The sequence below is a fragment of the Rhodoferax sp. SPJ4 genome (assembly GCF_058216275.1).
The window spans coordinates 367,575-382,806 of record NZ_JBYZMN010000003.1; the positions used below are offsets into that span (position 1 = coordinate 367,575).

The 15,232-nt window shown below is 70.1% G+C and carries 14 protein-coding genes; 5 read left to right on the plus strand and 9 right to left on the minus strand.

Annotated elements, in window-relative coordinates; genetic code table 11:
* Nucleotide 1: 1 nt before the first annotated feature.
* The 3 genes from AC4BAR_RS12900 to AC4BAR_RS12910 are packed head-to-tail and all read right to left on the minus strand — an operon-like array spanning nt 2 to nt 1,934.
* Nucleotides 2–340, minus strand: coding sequence for a (2Fe-2S) ferredoxin domain-containing protein (locus tag AC4BAR_RS12900; RefSeq protein ID WP_490628269.1), 339 nt, complete (start codon nt 338–340; stop codon nt 2–4).
* A gap of 30 nt (nt 341–370) precedes the next feature.
* A complete protein-coding gene (locus AC4BAR_RS12905) occupies nt 371–1,486 on the minus strand; it encodes a VanZ family protein (RefSeq protein ID WP_490628270.1) in 1,116 nt (371 codons plus the stop codon).
* Nucleotides 1,487–1,505: 19 nt separating this feature from the next.
* Nucleotides 1,506–1,934, minus strand: a complete 429-nt coding sequence (locus AC4BAR_RS12910) for a CopD family protein (protein WP_490628271.1) — start codon at nt 1,932–1,934, stop codon at nt 1,506–1,508.
* A 56-nt stretch (nt 1,935–1,990) separates the two neighbouring features.
* Here AC4BAR_RS12910 and hemB point away from each other — a divergent pair, with 56 nt between their 5' ends.
* The gene (gene hemB / locus AC4BAR_RS12915; protein WP_490628272.1) at nt 1,991–3,001 is read left to right on the plus strand and encodes a porphobilinogen synthase; all 1,011 of its coding nucleotides are present in this window, start codon (nt 1,991–1,993) and stop codon (nt 2,999–3,001) included.
* Nucleotides 3,002–3,010: 9 nt separating this feature from the next.
* Nucleotides 3,011–4,141 carry a magnesium transporter CorA family protein gene (locus AC4BAR_RS12920; protein WP_490628273.1) on the plus strand — a complete coding sequence of 377 codons (1,131 nt, stop codon included), beginning with the start codon at nt 3,011–3,013 and terminating at the stop codon, nt 4,139–4,141.
* Here AC4BAR_RS12920 and AC4BAR_RS12925 read toward each other — a convergent pair whose 3' ends face one another.
* Both AC4BAR_RS12925 and AC4BAR_RS12930 read right to left on the minus strand, forming a co-directional pair.
* Nucleotides 4,142–5,038 carry an amidohydrolase gene (locus tag AC4BAR_RS12925; protein ID WP_490628274.1) on the minus strand — a complete coding sequence of 299 codons (897 nt, stop codon included), beginning with the start codon at nt 5,036–5,038 and terminating at the stop codon, nt 4,142–4,144.
* A gap of 2 nt (nt 5,039–5,040) precedes the next feature.
* The gene (locus AC4BAR_RS12930) at nt 5,041–5,721 is read right to left on the minus strand and encodes a dienelactone hydrolase family protein (RefSeq protein WP_490628275.1); all 681 of its coding nucleotides are present in this window, start codon (nt 5,719–5,721) and stop codon (nt 5,041–5,043) included.
* A gap of 118 nt (nt 5,722–5,839) precedes the next feature.
* On the opposite strand from AC4BAR_RS12930, the gene AC4BAR_RS12935 reads away from it, so the two are divergent.
* Together AC4BAR_RS12935 and AC4BAR_RS12940 are read left to right on the plus strand one after the other, a co-directional pair.
* Nucleotides 5,840–6,586 carry an SDR family oxidoreductase gene (locus AC4BAR_RS12935; RefSeq protein ID WP_490628276.1) on the plus strand — a complete coding sequence of 249 codons (747 nt, stop codon included), beginning with the start codon at nt 5,840–5,842 and terminating at the stop codon, nt 6,584–6,586.
* A 10-nt stretch (nt 6,587–6,596) separates the two neighbouring features.
* Nucleotides 6,597–7,091 (plus strand): MaoC family dehydratase, encoded by a 495-nt coding sequence (locus tag AC4BAR_RS12940; protein WP_490628277.1) that lies wholly within the window; start codon nt 6,597–6,599, stop codon nt 7,089–7,091.
* Here AC4BAR_RS12940 and AC4BAR_RS12945 read toward each other — a convergent pair.
* Both AC4BAR_RS12945 and AC4BAR_RS12950 read right to left on the minus strand, forming a co-directional pair.
* Nucleotides 7,085–7,393 carry a cupin domain-containing protein gene (locus AC4BAR_RS12945; protein WP_490628278.1) on the minus strand — a complete coding sequence of 103 codons (309 nt, stop codon included), beginning with the start codon at nt 7,391–7,393 and terminating at the stop codon, nt 7,085–7,087. The two genes, AC4BAR_RS12940 and AC4BAR_RS12945, sit on opposite strands and share 7 nt — an antisense overlap.
* Before the next feature lie 21 nt (nt 7,394–7,414).
* Nucleotides 7,415–8,092: a general secretion pathway protein GspB gene (locus AC4BAR_RS12950; protein ID WP_490628279.1), complete on the minus strand. Its 678-nt coding sequence runs from the start codon at nt 8,090–8,092 to the stop codon at nt 7,415–7,417.
* Between the two features lie 194 nt (nt 8,093–8,286).
* Between AC4BAR_RS12950 and AC4BAR_RS12955 the strand changes: the two genes are divergently transcribed.
* The gene (locus tag AC4BAR_RS12955) at nt 8,287–9,261 is read left to right on the plus strand and encodes an MBL fold metallo-hydrolase (protein ID WP_490628280.1); all 975 of its coding nucleotides are present in this window, start codon (nt 8,287–8,289) and stop codon (nt 9,259–9,261) included.
* Here AC4BAR_RS12955 and AC4BAR_RS12960 read toward each other — a convergent pair.
* Together AC4BAR_RS12960 and AC4BAR_RS12965 are read right to left on the minus strand one after the other, a co-directional pair.
* A complete protein-coding gene (locus AC4BAR_RS12960; protein WP_490628281.1) occupies nt 9,239–14,152 on the minus strand; it encodes a PAS domain S-box protein in 4,914 nt (1,637 codons plus the stop codon). The genes AC4BAR_RS12955 and AC4BAR_RS12960 overlap by 23 nt on opposite strands.
* 15 nt (nt 14,153–14,167) lie before the next feature.
* A complete protein-coding gene (locus tag AC4BAR_RS12965) occupies nt 14,168–15,220 on the minus strand; it encodes a GGDEF domain-containing response regulator (protein ID WP_490628282.1) in 1,053 nt (350 codons plus the stop codon).
* Nucleotides 15,221–15,232: the final 12 nt, after the last annotated feature.

Consider the following 15,232-nt stretch of genomic DNA (forward strand, 5'->3'; position numbering starts at 1 on the left):
TTCAGCGGCCGGCTTCGGGCGGCGTCAGCAGGCGCTGCACCACCTGGCCGTTTCTCAGGTGCGATTCGACGATCTCGTCGATGTCGTGCTCGTCGACATAGGTGTACCAGACGCCTTCGGGGTAGACAACCGCCACCGGGCCGCCAGCGCAGCGGTCCAAGCAGCCGGCCTTGTTGACCCGCACCCCGCCGGGGCCAGACAGGCCGGCGTCGCGGATCAGCCGCTTGGCGCGGTCAAAGCCGGCCACCGCGCCCTGGGCGGCACAGCAGGCCTCGCCCTCCTTGCGCTGATTCAGGCAGAAAAAGATGTGGCGCTGGTAGTAGGCGGTGGGCTCGGTCATGGCCCATTTTAGGCAGCGCCTGGCGGGCGTTCAGCCGGGAGGCTCGCGCCGCGACAGCCGGGCCACCAGGTAGACCAGCACCGCAAAAGGCCACAGCCAGCCCAGCCATTGCGCCAGGCCATGGAAGCGGATGAAGCGGCCCTGCTCCCAGGTCTGCAGGGTCTGCCAGAAATAGGCGCTGTTGGGGGCCTGGTTCAGCACCGTCAAGGCCACCGCCGCCACCGGCAAGGCCAGCGCCGCACAAACCCGGCGCGGCAGCGGTAGCAGCGCTGCGCCCAGCACCAGCCCCATGCCCAGACCGGCCTGCACCGGGGCGGTCAGCCAGGCCCAGGCGTGGTCGGGCCCGTAGCTCAGCGCCGACGACAGCGCCGTCACCAGCACACCGATGGCCAGCACCAGGCCCAGGCTGATCACCCGCTGGCGCTGCTGGCGCAGCACCGAATAGGCCAGCAAACAAGGGGTCAGCGCGCCCAGCACCACACACAGCAGCTCGGCGCCCGGCACCAGCGGCTGCAGTTCGATGTCGCGCACCGGCAACCATTCCAGAAAGGGCGTGCCCGACAGCAGCTGCGCCAGGCCGGCCTCCAGCCGTTCCATCACCTGGCCCAGGCCCAGTGGCACGGCCTGCGGGAACAGCAGCGCCACCGGCCACAGCGCCAGCAGCACCAGCGCGCCGCGCGCCTCGCCGACAAACCAGCGGGCCCGCCATTGCCGCCACAGCGTCATGGCGCCCAGTTTGGCCAGCAGCCAGGCGAAGCCGGCGCCCGCCGCCGCGCCGAACAGGTTGAGCACCAGGTCCACGTTGGACGGCACCCGGGTCGGCAGATAGCTTTGCAAGGCCTCCATCCCCAGCGACAGCAGGCCGGCGCTGAGGCTGGCCACCCACACCGCGTGGCGCTCGCGGCCGGTGGCGCAGGCGGCCCAGGCCAGCAGAAAACCCAGCGGGCCATAGCCCAGCACATTGGCCAGCACGTCAAAGCCCGACCAGTAACGCGGCAGCGGCGCGCTCAGGTAGGCAAAGGCCGACACCCCCTGGTCGCGCCAGTCGCTGAAGGGGTAGAGGCTGGCGTAGACGATCAGCGCCACGTACAGCAGCGACAGCGGCCAGGCCGCGCTGCGGTGGGGGGGCTCGGCGTGCGCGCTCATGGCCTGCCCTGCCGGCCGCTCAGAAGGGCTTGACGACCACCAGCACCACCGCGGCCACCAGCAGCAGCACCGGGGCCTCGTTGAACCAGCGGTACCAGACATGGCTGCGGCGGTTGTCGCCGCGCTCAAAGCGCTTCAGCAGGGCGCCACACAGGTGGTGGTAGCCCAGCGCCAGCAGCACCACCAGCAGCTTGGCGTGCAGCCAGCCGTTGCCCGGGCCGCGGCCGATGCCATAACCCAGCCACAGCCAAAGCCCCAGTGCCAGCGCCGGCACCGCCAGCAGCGTGGTGAAGCGCATCAGCTTGCGCGCCATCAGCAGCAGCCGCTGCTGTTCAGCCAGGCTTTCCACCGGCACCATGGCCAGGTTGACGAAGAGGCGCGGCAGGTAGAACAGGCCGGCAAACCAGCTCGCCACGAACACGATGTGAAAGGCTTTGACCCAGAGCATGGCCACAGTGTAGGCCACGATAAACTGGGCCTATCCTCTGCTGCCGAGTGCCCACCATGCCGCCTGTGCCACCGATCGCCCCCTTCCCCGCTGCCCGCCCGCGCCGCCTGCGCCGCGACGCCTTCACCCGCAACCTGGTGCGCGAACACGCGCTCACGCCGCACGACCTGATCTACCCGGTGTTTGTGCTGGACGGCGCGGGCCGCCGCGAGGCCGTGGGCTCCATGCCCGGTGTCGAGCGGCTGAGCCTGGATTTGCTGCTGCCGGTGGCCGAAGACTGCGTGAAGCTGGGCATCCCGGTGATGGCCTTGTTCCCGGTGATCGATGGCGCGCTGAAAACCCCCGACGGCAAGGAAGCACTGAACCCCGAAGGCCTGGTGCCGCGGGTGGTGCGCGAGCTGAAAAAGCGTTTCCCTGAACTGGGCGTGATGACCGACGTGGCGCTCGACCCCTTCACCAGCCACGGCCAGGACGGCCTGCTTGACGACACCGGCTACGTCCTCAACGACGAAACCGTGGAAGTGCTGGTGGGCCAGGCGCTGACCCAGGCCGAGGCCGGCGTGGACATCGTCGCCCCCAGCGACATGATGGACGGCCGCATCGGCGCCATCCGTGACATGCTGGAGCTGCGCGGCCACATCCACACCCGCATCATGGCCTACAGCGCCAAATACGCCAGCGCCTTTTACGGCCCCTTCCGCGACGCCGTGGGCTCGGCCGCCAACCTGGGCAAAAGCAACAAAAAGGTCTACCAGATGGACCCAGGCAACAGCAACGAGGCGCTGCGCGAGGTGGCGATCGACATCGCCGAGGGCGCCGACATGGTGATGGTCAAGCCCGGCATGCCCTATTTGGACATCGTGCGCCGGGTCAAGGACGAGTTCGGTGTGCCCACCTTCGCCTACCAGGTCAGCGGCGAGTACGCGATGCTGAAAGCCGCCGCGCAGAACGGCTGGCTGGACCACGACGCGGTGATGCTGGAAAGCCTGCTGGCCTTCAAGCGCGCCGGCGCCGACGGTGTGCTGACCTATTTCGCCCGCGACGCCGCGCGCCTGCTGCGCGCTTAAAGGCCGCCCATGCGCATCCTGGAAATCGACGGCAAGGCACGCGAGCTCGACGCGCTGCCCACGGCCCTGCCAGCCCACGGCTTCTTGTGGGTGTCGGCCGCGCGGCGCGATTTCGAGGTCCACCAGACCGAGCTGCAGGACGCGCTGCAGCGACTCACCGGCACCCAGCTGCTGGATTTCCATGTGCGCGACCTGCTGAACAACCAGCTGCCTTCGCATTACGACTTCACCTCCCAGTACGACGTGGTGGTGTTCCGCCGGCTGGCCGCCAGCGAGCGCGAGGTGGCCTCGCTGACCGGCGGCGTGGTCAGCAACGAGACGCCGGAGGCGGCGCGTTCGCGCGGGCCGTCGGCGCTGCGCCACATCGACACCAGCCCGGTGGGTTTCGCGGTGTTCGACCGGGTGCTGCTGACGGTGCACCCGGCCGACTGCGCGGTGCGCGACCATTTCGTCGAGCGCCTGCTGCGCCAGGGCGAGGCCAGCGTGGCCCCGCCGGCCACCGCCGCCGGCCTGCGCGCCAAGGGCCTGGTGCGCCTGCCTACCAGCCCGGCCGAGCTGATGCTGCGCACCGTGGACCACATGGTCGACGGCTACCTCAACCTGCGCCGTCGTTTGTCCACCCAGCTCGACCACTGGCAGTCCGAGTTGCTGAACCCGCGCTCGCGTTTCAACAACTGGCAGGCCTTGCTGGACGGCCGCAACACCTTGCACCAGCTGCAGGAGATGTGCGAAGACCAGCGCTCGGCGCTGGCCGAGTGGCTGCAGACGCTGAACGAAGACGATTTCGATGTGGTCGACCGCGAGATGCTGCAGGTGCGCACCCGCGACACGGTGGAGCACATCGAGCGGGTGCTGTCCCATGTGCAGCGGCTGGAGCAGTCGCTGGAGTCGGCCATCCAGATGCATTTCTCGGCCACCGCCAACCGCACCAACGACGTGATGCGGGTGCTGACCGCGCTGACCGCGGTGTTTCTGCCGCTGAACCTGATCGCCGGCATCTTCGGCATGAACTTCGACGCCTTGCCGCTGATCCACACCCAGTCGGGCTTCTGGTGGGCCTGTGGCGCCATGCTGGGCATCGCGCTGGTGATGGTGGCGGTGTTCTGGCGCAAACGCTACCTGGCCCGCAGCGGCCGTTAGCTACTTTGGCAGGGGCAGGCCGAACAGCGCCGCGCCATTGCCCCAGCCCACCTGGGCTGCCACCGCGGGTGGCAGCTCGCCCAGCCAGGCGCGGTAGCCCTGCATCAGCGCGTCGTAGTCCTGCCAGCGCTGGTTGACCCAGGTGTCGGAGCCGACCATGAAGCGGTCGGGAAATTTCAGCAGCAGCGCCCGCCATTCGGGGCACAGGCGTGGTGAGCCTTTCGCCTCGCAGGTCAGACCCGGCCGGTAAGACAGCTCGCCCATCAGCGTCGGGTAACGGGTCAGCAAGGCCTCGACCCGCGCCACCGGCACACCGCCAATGCCGGTGTGGGCCCAGACCAGGCGCGGCGCGCGCGGCAGGTCGGCCACATGGGCCATCAGCAACTCGATGGCGTCGTCGTCCACATGGGCCAGCACGGCCAGCTGCTTTTCAGCGGCCAGCCGCATCAGCGCGCGGGCCACAGGCCCGTTGGCGTTGGCGCTGTCGTACAGGTGGAACTCACCCAGCCCGCGGTAGGGGCCGGCGGCGGTGCCGCGGGCCAGCTCGGCCTGCACCATGGTGCGAATGCTGTCGTCGGCAAACCAGCCGTCGTAGTCGGCCCGGTTTCGGTACAGCCGCACAAAGGGCACCACGGTCACGCCAGCCCGGGCGGCCTCGGCTTGGGCTTCGGCCAGCGAGCGGGTGCCGTCGTTGGGCCGCGAGTTCACCAGCGCGGCCCGCACGCCATTGCGCTGCAGCCGGGCCAGCACATCGGCCACCGGGTGCGGGCCTTGCCAGGCCTCCACGTTGTAGTGCAGGTGGGCGTCGAACAGCGGGCCGGTATAGGGGCCGGCCGCCGCAGCGAAGGGGAGGAGCGCGGCCAACAGGGCCGCGAGGGGCCAGCGCGGGAAGGCCATGGTCAGCCCACGTGCTCGGCCAAAAAGGCCAGCGTGCGTTGGCGGGCCAGCGTGGCGGCGGCCTCGTTGTAGGAGGCGCGCTGGTCGCAGTTGAAGCCGTGGTTGGCGTTGTAGACATGGACCTCCACGCCGGGGTGCTGGCGCTGGAAGGCCAGCACGCTGTCGAGCGGGATCCAGTGGTCCTGGTCGCCAAAATGGGCCAGCACCGGCACCTGGGGCGAGCGGCTGGCATCGGGCTCGGCGGTGACGCCGCCGCCGTAGTAGGGCACGGCGGCCGCCAGACCGTCGAGCTGGCAGGCGGCGCGCCAGGTCAGCAGGCCACCCCAGCAATAGCCGACGATGCCCACCTTGCCGGCGCTGGCGGCATGGCCAATCGCGGCCTGGATGTCTTGCAGCACACCCGGTGCAGGCAAGGCCTCCACCGCGGTTTTCAGCGCAAAGCCGGCCCCCATGTCGTCCTGGCTGTAGCCCAGTTCCACGCCGGGTTTGACGCGCTGGAAGGTGGACGGCGCCACCACCCGGTAGCCCTTGGCGGCGTAGCCGTCGGCCACCGCGCGGATGTGCGAATTGACGCCGAAGATCTCCTGCAGCAGCACCAGGCCGCCGCGCGGGGCGCTCGGTGGCTCGGCCACATAGGCCGGAATGGCGGTGCCGTCGGCGGCGCGCAGGTCGATGAAGGGCATGGGGAGGTCTCCTGGTGTTGTGGGTGGCTGGGGTGGGGCCGCGTCGCCAGCGTGGCAGACGCTGTGAACGCCAGCCCGCACACTAGTCCAAAATCGGATTTTCTGCAGGGGGTGGGCTTTGGACAAAGTACTGTTGGTCACCGGCGGCAGCCGGGGCATTGGCGCGGCCACCGCGCTGCAGGCGGCCCATCTGGGCTATGCGGTGGCGGTGAACTACACCGCCAACTCGCTGGCCGCCGACGAGGTGGTGCGGCAGATTCGCGCCGCTGGCGGCACGGCCATCGCGGTGCAGGCCGATGTGGCCCACGAAGACCAGGTGGTTGCGATGTTCGAGAAGGTCGACGCCAAGCTGGGCCGGCTCAGCGCGCTGGTCAACAACGCCGGCGTGGTGGACGTGGCGGCCCGGGTGGACGCGATGGACGCGGCCCGGCTGCAGCGCATGTTTGGCATCAACGTGGTGGGCTCGTTCCTGTGCGCGCGCGAGGCAGTGCGGCGCATGAGCACCCGCCACGGTGGCGCCGGCGGCGCCATCGTCAACGTGGGCAGCGCGGCGGCGCGGCTGGGCTCACCCGGCCAGTACGTGGACTACGCCGCGGCCAAGGCCGCCATCGACACCTTCACGCTGGGCCTGGCCAAGGAGGTGGCGACCGAGGGCATCCGCGTCAACGGTGTGCGGCCCGGCATCATTGACACCGAGATCCACGCCTCCGGCGGCCAGCCCAACCGGGCCCACGAGGTCGCCCCCCAGGTGCCGATGCAGCGCCCCGGCACCGCCGACGAGGTGGCTCAGGCCATTCTGTGGCTGTTGTCCGACGCGTCCAGCTACACCACCGGCAGCCTGATCGACGTGGCCGGTGGCCGTTGAAAGGCCGGCCATGACCACCGAAACCAAGGATGCACTGATTTGCTGGGAAGACCTGCCGGTGGGCACCCAGCGCGACCTGGGCCAGCTGACGGTGAGCGCCGAAGAGGTCATCGCCTTTGCCCGCCAGTTCGACCCCCAGCCTTTTCACCTGAGCCAGGCCGGCGGCGAGGCCTCGCTGTTCGGTGGCCTGTGCGCCAGCGGCTGGCACACCTGCAGCCTGGCGATGCGGCTGATGGTGACGAACTTTCTGAGCCGCTCCACCAGCCTGGGCTCGCCCGGCCTGGAGGGGCTGAAATGGCATCAACCGGTCTACCCCGGCGACACCTTGGGCCTGAGCCTGACCATCGTCGAGTCGCGTCCCATGGCCAGCCGGCCCGACGTGGGCCTGGTTCGCAACCACTGGGTGATGACCAACCAGCATGGCGAGCGGGTGCTGTTCATGGACGGCTACGGCATGTTTCGCCGCCGCCACCCCGCCGCGCCTGCGGCGTCGCCGGCTCAGTAGCCGCCGGGCAGCGGCGCGGCGCCGGCCTGGCGCGCCACCCAGTAGGTCGCGCCTTCCGGGCCGTAGCGCTCCGAATGCGGCACGCCCTGGGCCAGCTCGAAGCCGTCGCCCGGCCGCAGGTGCTGGGTGTCGGCGCCCACGGTGAGCCACATCTCGCCCTGCACCACCACCGCCTTGGCGGCAAACGGGTGGCTGTGGGTGTCCAGCACCGTCAGCGGGTCCCAGCGCCGTTCCAGCGCTTCGTCAAACCCTTGGGCCTTGGCAGCGGCTTCAAAGTCGGCCAGCGAGGTGGTGGGCAGCATGGGGGTCTCCTGACGGCTTGCTCAGTAGGTGATGCGGTAGCGGTAGCCCTTGTACTTGAGCACCGCCGAGCCCTGGCGGATCTGCTCCAGCTGCAAATTGGGCATGGGCTGCTCGCGCTCCTGGTACATCTGGCCGTTGATCATCAGCATGCGCAGCGCCGGGTTGGTGGAGTAGCTGGAGCCCCCCACCACCACCCGCGGCAATTCCAGCCGGATGTTGTCGGGCAGCTCGTTGAGTGCATAGACCCGGGCCTCGGAGGCCTTGGCCGGGCCCTGGCCAGGGGGGCCGTCGTCGCGCGGCTTGGCCCGGGCCTCGGACGCGGCGGCCCGTTGGGCGCGCCGGCTGGCGCGGGCGGCAGCGCCGTCGGCTTCCGCCTCAAGCGGCGCGGCCCGCGGGGCTTCGGCCACCACCGTCACCGCGTTGATCTGCGGCGCTGGCAAGGCCGCCGGGACGGGGCTGGGCGAGGGGCTGGCGGCCATGCCTTGGGGGCTGAGCTTCAAGGCCACCGGGGCAAACCAGTACAGCGCCACCGCGCCCAGCAGCACCGCCGACGCGCCAGCGGCCGGCCACAGCCAGGAGGCCGGGCCCTGGCCGGGGCCTGCGGCGCCGGCCAGCACCTGCTGGCTGTGCAGGCCCGGAATGCTGCCGCGTTCGCGCTCGGATTCGGCGCGTTTCAGGGCGTCAAGGATGTAGGACATGCGGCCGGTCTTTCAGCGCGGGCCCAACGCGGGTGGGCAGGACAAAACGAACATAACCGGCAAGCATACAGGGCCGCCCGGCCGGCGGCCATGCGTGTTGACCAGGGGGCTGAAAAACCGGCCCGCACAAGGGTCACGCGAAGCCGGCATACTCGCGCCGACTGCCCTTGCCCATCACCCCCAGGAGAACTTCCATGACCACCGCCCATCTGCTGCGCGCCAGCGCCCTCGCTGTTCTCACCGCCACCGCCGCCTTGTGCCTGACCTCCGGCCCGGCCCAGGCCGCCGCGCCCATGGCCAAGACCTCGGCGCCCGGCTATTACCGGATGATGCTGGGCGACTTTGAGGTCACCGCGCTGTCGGACGGCACCGTGGCCCTGCCGGTCAACAAGCTGCTGACCGGCACCACGCCGGCCAAGGTCGACCAGGCGCTGGCCCGCTCCTACCTGAAAAGCCCGCTGGAAACCTCGGTCAACGGCTACCTGGTCAACACCGGGGCCAAGCTGGTGCTGATCGACACCGGCGCGGCCGGGCTGTTCGGCCCCACGCTGGGCAGGCTGCTGGCCAACCTGAAGGCCGCCGGCTACCAGCCGGAGCAGGTCGACGAGGTCTACATCACCCACATGCACCCCGACCATGTGGGCGGCCTGATGGCCGGCGAGCAGCGGGCCTTCCCCAACGCGGTGGTGCGGGCCGACCAGCATGACGCCGATTTCTGGCTCAGCCAGGCCAACCTGGACAAGGCGCCGGCCGATGCCAAGGGCTTTTTCCAGGGCGCGATGGCCTCGCTGAACCCTTATGTGAAGGCCGGCAAGTTCCAGCCCTTTGACGGCGACACCGTGCTGGTGCCCGGCATCCAGGCGGTGGCCAGCCGTGGCCACACCGCCGGCCACAGCCTTTACGTGGTCGAGAGCAAGGGCGAAAAGCTGGTGCTGTGGGGCGATTTGATGCACGTGGCCGCGGTGCAGTTCGAGCACCCCGAAACCACCATTCAGTTTGACACCGACAGCAAGGCCGCCGCCGCCCAGCGCAAGAAGGCCTATGCCGACGCCGCCAAGCAGGGCTACCTGGTGGCCGGCGCCCACCTGTCCTTCCCCGGCATTGGCCGCCTGCGTGCCGACGGCAAGGGCTACCGCTGGGTGCCGGTCAATTACTCGGTGGTGCGCTGAGCACCAGCGCGGCCTCGGGTGCCGGCTCTTCGGCCGCGGGCGGCGATGGGGATGGCACGGCCATGGCCTCGGAAAGGCTTTGGGCGGCCTCGTCAAACTGCAGCTGCGCCATCTGCCGGTTCAAACGGGTCCAGCCGTCGTCGCCCAGGCGCTGGCGCAGCGCGCTGGACAGCTGACCGAAGGCCGCCAGCGCCCCCAGGTTGTGCTGGCGCAGCAGGGCCACCAGCGGTGCCACGGCCTGGGCGTCGGCGGCCACCGGGCTGGCCACCGTGCCAGTCAGCAGCGGCACCGCCGCCGGCCGGCCGCTGGCCAGGGCGCCCAGCGCGGCCGCGGCGCTGCGCTGCAGGGCCCGCAGTTGGGTGTCCAGCGAGCCCAGCAACTGACGCCCCAGGGCTTCTTCGCCGGCGGTGAAGGCGGCTTCGGCCTGGGAGGCCAGGCGGTGGATGGCGCGGGCGCCCAGCACGCCGGCGCTGCCGCGCAGCCGGTGCATCAGCCGGGCCTGGGCCACCATGGCGGCCACGTCCAGTGGTGCCGGCCCCAGGGTCGGGGCCTGGCCAAATTCGGCGGTGAAGCGCCGCAGCAGTGACTCGAACAGGTGCAGGCTGCCGCACAGCCGCTCGCGCACCTCCAGGGCCTCGATGCCGTCGATCTCGGGCCAGGGGGTCTGCGCTTCCGGCTCCGGCTCGGCGGCGCGCGGTGCCACCGGGGGGGGCAGTGACAGGGGCACCCGGCCCACCAGGCGGCGCAGACAGCGCACCACCGCCTGCATGTCGAAGGGTTTGGTGATGAAGTCGTCCATGCCGGCGGCGGCCGCTCGCTGCCGCTCCTCGGTCAGTGCGCCGGCGGTCAGGGCGATCACCGGCAAGGTGGTCAGGCCCAACTCGCTGCGAATGCGGCGGGTCGCCTCGTGGCCATCGAGCACCGGCATTTGAACGTCCATCAGCACCGCGTCGATGCTGCCGGGGTGGTCCCGCAGGTGGGCGATGGCGCGCTCGCCGTTGGTGGCCAGTGCCACCACCGCACCCTGCAGCTCCAGCATGCGCTGCGCCACCTCCAGGTTGATCTCGCTGTCGTCCACCACCAGCACCCGCATGCCGGCCAGCCCGGCGCGGGCGGCGCCGGGACCGGCCGTGGGTTCGGGCGGCGCATCCACGCCGGCCGGGGCGCGCTCGAAATCCAGCATCACCCAGAACTCGCTGCCGCGGCCCAGCGCGCTGCGCAGACCGACCTGGCCGCCCAGCCGCTGGACCAAATACTTGACGATGGACAGGCCCAGGCCGGTGCCGCCGAAACGGCGGGTGGTGGAGGGGTCTGCCTGGGTGAAGGGGGTGAACACCTGGGCCTGCAGTGGCGCTGCGATGCCGATGCCGGTGTCGAACACGGTGAAGCGCAGCCGCACCCGTTCCGGGGTTTGCGAGACCGTCTGCACCACCAGCCTCACGCCGCCCTGGTCGGTGAATTTGATGGCGTTGGACAGCAGGTTGCTCAGGATCTGGTTGAGCCGCGTCACGTCGCCGAGCAGGTGGTCGGGCAGCTTGTCGGTGGTGTCCACGCTGAAGCCGATGCGCTTGGCGTCGGCGTGCACCGCCATCACGTCTGACAGCTCCTGCAGCATGCCGCGCAGGTGGAAGGGCTGGTGCTCCAGAACCAGCTCGCCGGCCTCGATCTTGGCCAGGTCGAGCACGTCGTTGATCACCGCCAGCAGCGACTTGCTGGCCAGCGACATCTTGTTCAGAAAGGCCGTCTGTTCGGTGTCCAGCGGGGTTTGGCCCAGCAAATAGGTCAGGCCCACCACCGCGTTCATCGGGGTGCGGATTTCGTGGCTCACATTGGCCAGGAACTGGCTCTTGGCCAGGTTGGCTTCCTCGGCCTTGCGGCGCGCCTCGCGCAGCGAGTCTTCATGCTGTCGCTGGCGCGTCACGTCGTGGGCCACGCCCAAATAGCCCAGCAGCGCGCCATCGGCACCGTGCATCGCGGTGACCACCAGCGACACGCCGATGCGCCGGCCGTCCTTGGCCCGGTAGGTCCACTCGCGGGGCTTGCGCAAGGTCATGGGCTCGATCAGCACCTGGTCGATGGCCACCTCGCGGGCCAGCGCGCGCGACAACTCCTGCTGCCGGTACAGCAACTCGTCGGGCTCGTGCAGCAGCGTGATGGGCGAGCGGCCCACCACCTCACCCTGGGTGTAGCCCAGCATGCGTTCGGCGCCGCGGTTGAAGACGGTGATGGTCAGCGACGGGTCGGTGGCGATCAGCGAGACCTCGGAGGCCGAGTCCATCACGCTGCGCAACAGCGACATGGTCTGGCTGAGGTCGGCCTCGGCCTGTTTGCGCAGCGTGATGTCCTGCATAGAGCCGACCAGCCGCACCACCTGGCCCTGCTCGCGCATGGCCTCACCGACGCAGCGCACCCAGATCGGCTTGCCGGTCACGGTGGTCACCGCCAGCTCCAGGTCCCAACCGGTGCCGTCGCGCTTGGCGCGTTTGATGGCGTGGCGGATCAGCCGCTGCGACTGGGGCTGGACCCAACCCAGGCCGTCTTCCAGCGCCGGCACATGGTCGGCAGGCATCTCGTACAGCGCATTCATCTGGGCCGACCAGACGATGCGCTGCTGTTCGATGTCGAATTCCCAGGCCCCGACCCCGGCCACCCGCTCGGCCCGCTCCAGGAAGGCCTGGCTCTCGCGCAGCTTTTGTTCGCTGCGTTTGGTGGCTGTGGTGTCGGTGCGGATGGAGATGTATTTCTCGATCTGCCCGTTCTCGCCCATGAAGGGCGCGATGATGCTGTCCACCCAGTACAACGAGCCGTCCTTGGCGCGGTTGCAGATCTCGCCGCGCCAGGGCTTGCCGGAGCGGATGGTGCGCCACATGTTGACCCAGAAGGCCTTGTCTTGGACGCCGGAGTTGACGATGTTGTGGTTGCGACCCAGCAGCTCCTCGCGGCTGTAGCCGGTGATGCGACAGAAGTTTTCGTTGGCGTCGATGATGCGGCCGCTGCGGTCGGCCACCGAGAAGATGGCGTGCAGCTGGATGGTGCTCAGCAAGGCCTCGTTTTCGCGCAGCGCGGCGGCCAGCCTGGCTTTGTCGCGGGTTTGCTCGGTGATGTCGTGCACCAGCACGTAAAAACCCTTTACCTCGCCGCCCACCTGGTCGGGCAGGAACAAGGTCAGCGCCTGGCGCGGGTCGCCGTCCGGGTTGGCAAAGGTCCGCTCGAAGGTCTGTGGCTCCCCTCGCAGGACCGCCTCCAGGTGGGGCAGAACCTCGGCGAACATCACCGGGCCCAGCAGGTCGCGCACATGGCGGCCCGGCATGGCCTCGGGCTCGATGCCGAACCACTGGCGGCTGGCCAGGTTGCTGAAGCGGTTGATCATCAGCCGGTCGCAGTAGGCCACCAGCGAGGGGATGGCGTCGACGATGGTTTTCAGGTCGCGGTGGGCGGCCTCCAACATGGCGGTGCGCTCCACCACCTGCAACTCCAGCGTGGCATTGAGTTCCCGCATCTGGCGTTCGGCCAGCCTGGCTTCGCTGATGTCGCGCACGATCTTGGCCAGGCCCACGATCTTGCCTTCCGGTCCGACGATGGGCGAGGCGGCGATCGACACGTCGCGCGGGCTGCCGTCGCTGGCCAGCCGCACCGAGTCGAAGGGCGGCACCGACAGGCCGCGCGCCACCGTGGCCCGGATGCGGGCGTCTTCGGCCAGCCGTTCGTCGGGCACCAGCAGCGCCGCCAATGGCTGGCCCAGCACCGACTCGGCGCTGTGGCCGAACAGCCGCTCGGCGCCGGCGTTCCAGTCGGTGACCAGGCCGTCCAGCGACTGCCCGATGATGGCGTCGCCGGTGGTCTGGATGATGGCGGCCCGGCGGGCCTGCTCGTTGGCCAGCTGCAGCTTGCGACGGGCGTTTTGCACCAGCATGAAGGTCAGCCCGGCCAGCAGCGCCGACAAGGCCACCAGGCTGGTGGCCACGGCGGTCGGGTCGAGCGGGTACAGCGATTCGACGAACAGCGCGGTGGCCCGCACCTCGGCCTCCCAGAGCCGGCCATAGAGCGGCATGCTGACACGCAGCACCATCCCGTTGGCCGCTGGCTTCTGGGTACGGGCGGTGGCAAAAAACGGCGCACCGACCTTTCCATCGGTGCTGTCATGCAGCGCCAGTTCCAGCCGGCCGTCGGCCAGGTCGGCCCCGTCCATCACCTCGTCGATCACCAACGCCGCGTAGACCCAGCCAAAGATGGCGGCCTCGCGCTGTGCCACCGTGTCCAGCGCGAGGCCGGGTTCGTAGATGGGCAGCATCAGCAGAAAGGCGTGGTCGGGCAGGCTGGTGGCCTGCAGCAGTGTGATGGGGGCGGTGATGGTGGCCTGGTTGTTGCGCATGGCCTGTTCGGCGGCGGCGCGGCGGCGGGGCTCAGAGGCCACGTCCAGCCCCAGCGCGGCGGCGTTGGGTGCTGCCGGCTCGATGTACTGGATGACGTAGCGGTCACCTTCATGGGGGGCGATCTGGCGCAGTGTGAAGCCGGGCTGGCCATCGCGCCGGGCGGCCGCCAGAAAGCGGGCCTCGTCGGCCGCCGCCACCCGGCGCACGATGCCGATGCCATGCACGCCGGGAAACTCGCGTGCCAGGTCACGCGACTCGCTGTACAGGCGGTAGCGCTCGCGGCTGATGTGGCCGGTGCCGGCCACGATGACCGCGCCCCGCGCCGCCTTCAGGCCGTATTCGTAGGTGCGCAGCCTTTCGCTGACCTGATCAGCCGCCCGGCGGGCCATGGCCTCGAAGCGGCGGTGGGCGGTGGTCTCGTTGTCGCGCGCCAGCCAGGCGGTGGCCGCGGCACTCAGCAGCAGGCCCAGGCCAAAGGTGGCCAGCGCAGCAAGCCGGGGCGAGACCCGGACATCCATGCCGGTGCCGCGCCCTCAGGCGCGCTCCCGGGTCAGGCTGCTGGCTGGCTGGGGCACGGCAGCCGGGGCCAGGCCCTGCAGCCAGACCTGGGCCCGGCCGGCGCGTTTGGCGGCGTACAAGGCCTGGTCGGCCGCCGCCACCAGGGTGCTGGCGGCGGGCAGGTTGTGGCTGGTGTCGCTGCCCGCCGGGTCGGTCTCGTCCAGACAGGCCACGCCGGCGCTCAAGCTCACATGGCCACTGGCCGCGGTGGGGTGGGGAATGCGCAGGCCGGCCACCGCCGCCAGCGCCTGGCCGGCCAGGTGCACCGCGCCGTTGCATGGGGTGTGGGGCATCAGCAGCACAAACTCCTCGCCGCCGTAGCGGGCCACCAGGTCCGAGGGCCGCAGGCCGATGCCGGCCAGTGCGCCGGCCACCGCCTGCAGGCAGGCGTCGCCGGCCGGGTGGCCATGGTGGTCGTTGTAGGCCTTGAAGTGGTCGACGTCGGCCATCACCAGGGCCAGCGGCTCGCCGCTGCGGCGGGCGATGCGCCACTCGTGCTGCAGCGCCTCGTCGAAGCGGCGCCGGTTGGCCAGGCCGGTCAGGCCGTCCACCGTGGCCAGCCGGTGCAGCTGATCGCTCAGGCGCTTGAGCCGCAGCTGGGTCTTGACCCGGGCCAGCACCAGCGGCGGGCTGACCGGCTTGGCGATGAAATCGGCCGCGCCGGCGTCAAAGCCGGCCACCTCCAGCCGCATCTCGTTGTGGCTGGTGACAAAAATCACCGGAATGTCGGCCAGCAGCGGGTCGGCTTTGAGGGCGGTGCAGACCTCAAAGCCGGTCATGCCGGGCATCTCGGCGTCCAGCAGCACCAGGTCGGGCTTGACCTCGCGGGCCAGCCGCAGGGCCTCGAAACCGTTGGTGGCAAAGCGCAGCTCTCCCGCCCCGTCCAGGATGCGGTGCATCAGCTGGATGGTGCCTAGGTCGTCGTCAACGAGCAGGATAGAGGGGGACGTGATGGGCTCCGGCGGGCCGGCGCGGCTGCCATTGCACACCCGACCCCTGAGGGTGGTATCGGCCACTGACGGCCACACCTGAACCGGCCA

Coding starts and splice junctions, on each gene's coding strand:
- AC4BAR_RS12900 (WP_490628269.1), bottom strand. CDS start 340: ATGACCGAGCCCACCGCCTACTACCAGCGCCACATCTTTTTCTGCCTG.
- AC4BAR_RS12905 (WP_490628270.1), bottom strand. CDS start 1,486: ATGAGCGCGCACGCCGAGCCCCCCCACCGCAGCGCGGCCTGGCCGCTG.
- AC4BAR_RS12910 (WP_490628271.1), bottom strand. CDS start 1,934: ATGCTCTGGGTCAAAGCCTTTCACATCGTGTTCGTGGCGAGCTGGTTT.
- hemB (WP_490628272.1), top strand. CDS start 1,991: ATGCCGCCTGTGCCACCGATCGCCCCCTTCCCCGCTGCCCGCCCGCGC.
- AC4BAR_RS12920 (WP_490628273.1), top strand. CDS start 3,011: ATGCGCATCCTGGAAATCGACGGCAAGGCACGCGAGCTCGACGCGCTG.
- AC4BAR_RS12925 (WP_490628274.1), bottom strand. CDS start 5,038: ATGGCCTTCCCGCGCTGGCCCCTCGCGGCCCTGTTGGCCGCGCTCCTC.
- AC4BAR_RS12930 (WP_490628275.1), bottom strand. CDS start 5,721: ATGCCCTTCATCGACCTGCGCGCCGCCGACGGCACCGCCATTCCGGCC.
- AC4BAR_RS12940 (WP_490628277.1), top strand. CDS start 6,597: ATGACCACCGAAACCAAGGATGCACTGATTTGCTGGGAAGACCTGCCG.
- AC4BAR_RS12945 (WP_490628278.1), bottom strand. CDS start 7,393: ATGCTGCCCACCACCTCGCTGGCCGACTTTGAAGCCGCTGCCAAGGCC.
- AC4BAR_RS12950 (WP_490628279.1), bottom strand. CDS start 8,092: ATGTCCTACATCCTTGACGCCCTGAAACGCGCCGAATCCGAGCGCGAA.
- AC4BAR_RS12955 (WP_490628280.1), top strand. CDS start 8,287: ATGACCACCGCCCATCTGCTGCGCGCCAGCGCCCTCGCTGTTCTCACC.
- AC4BAR_RS12960 (WP_490628281.1), bottom strand. CDS start 14,152: ATGGATGTCCGGGTCTCGCCCCGGCTTGCTGCGCTGGCCACCTTTGGC.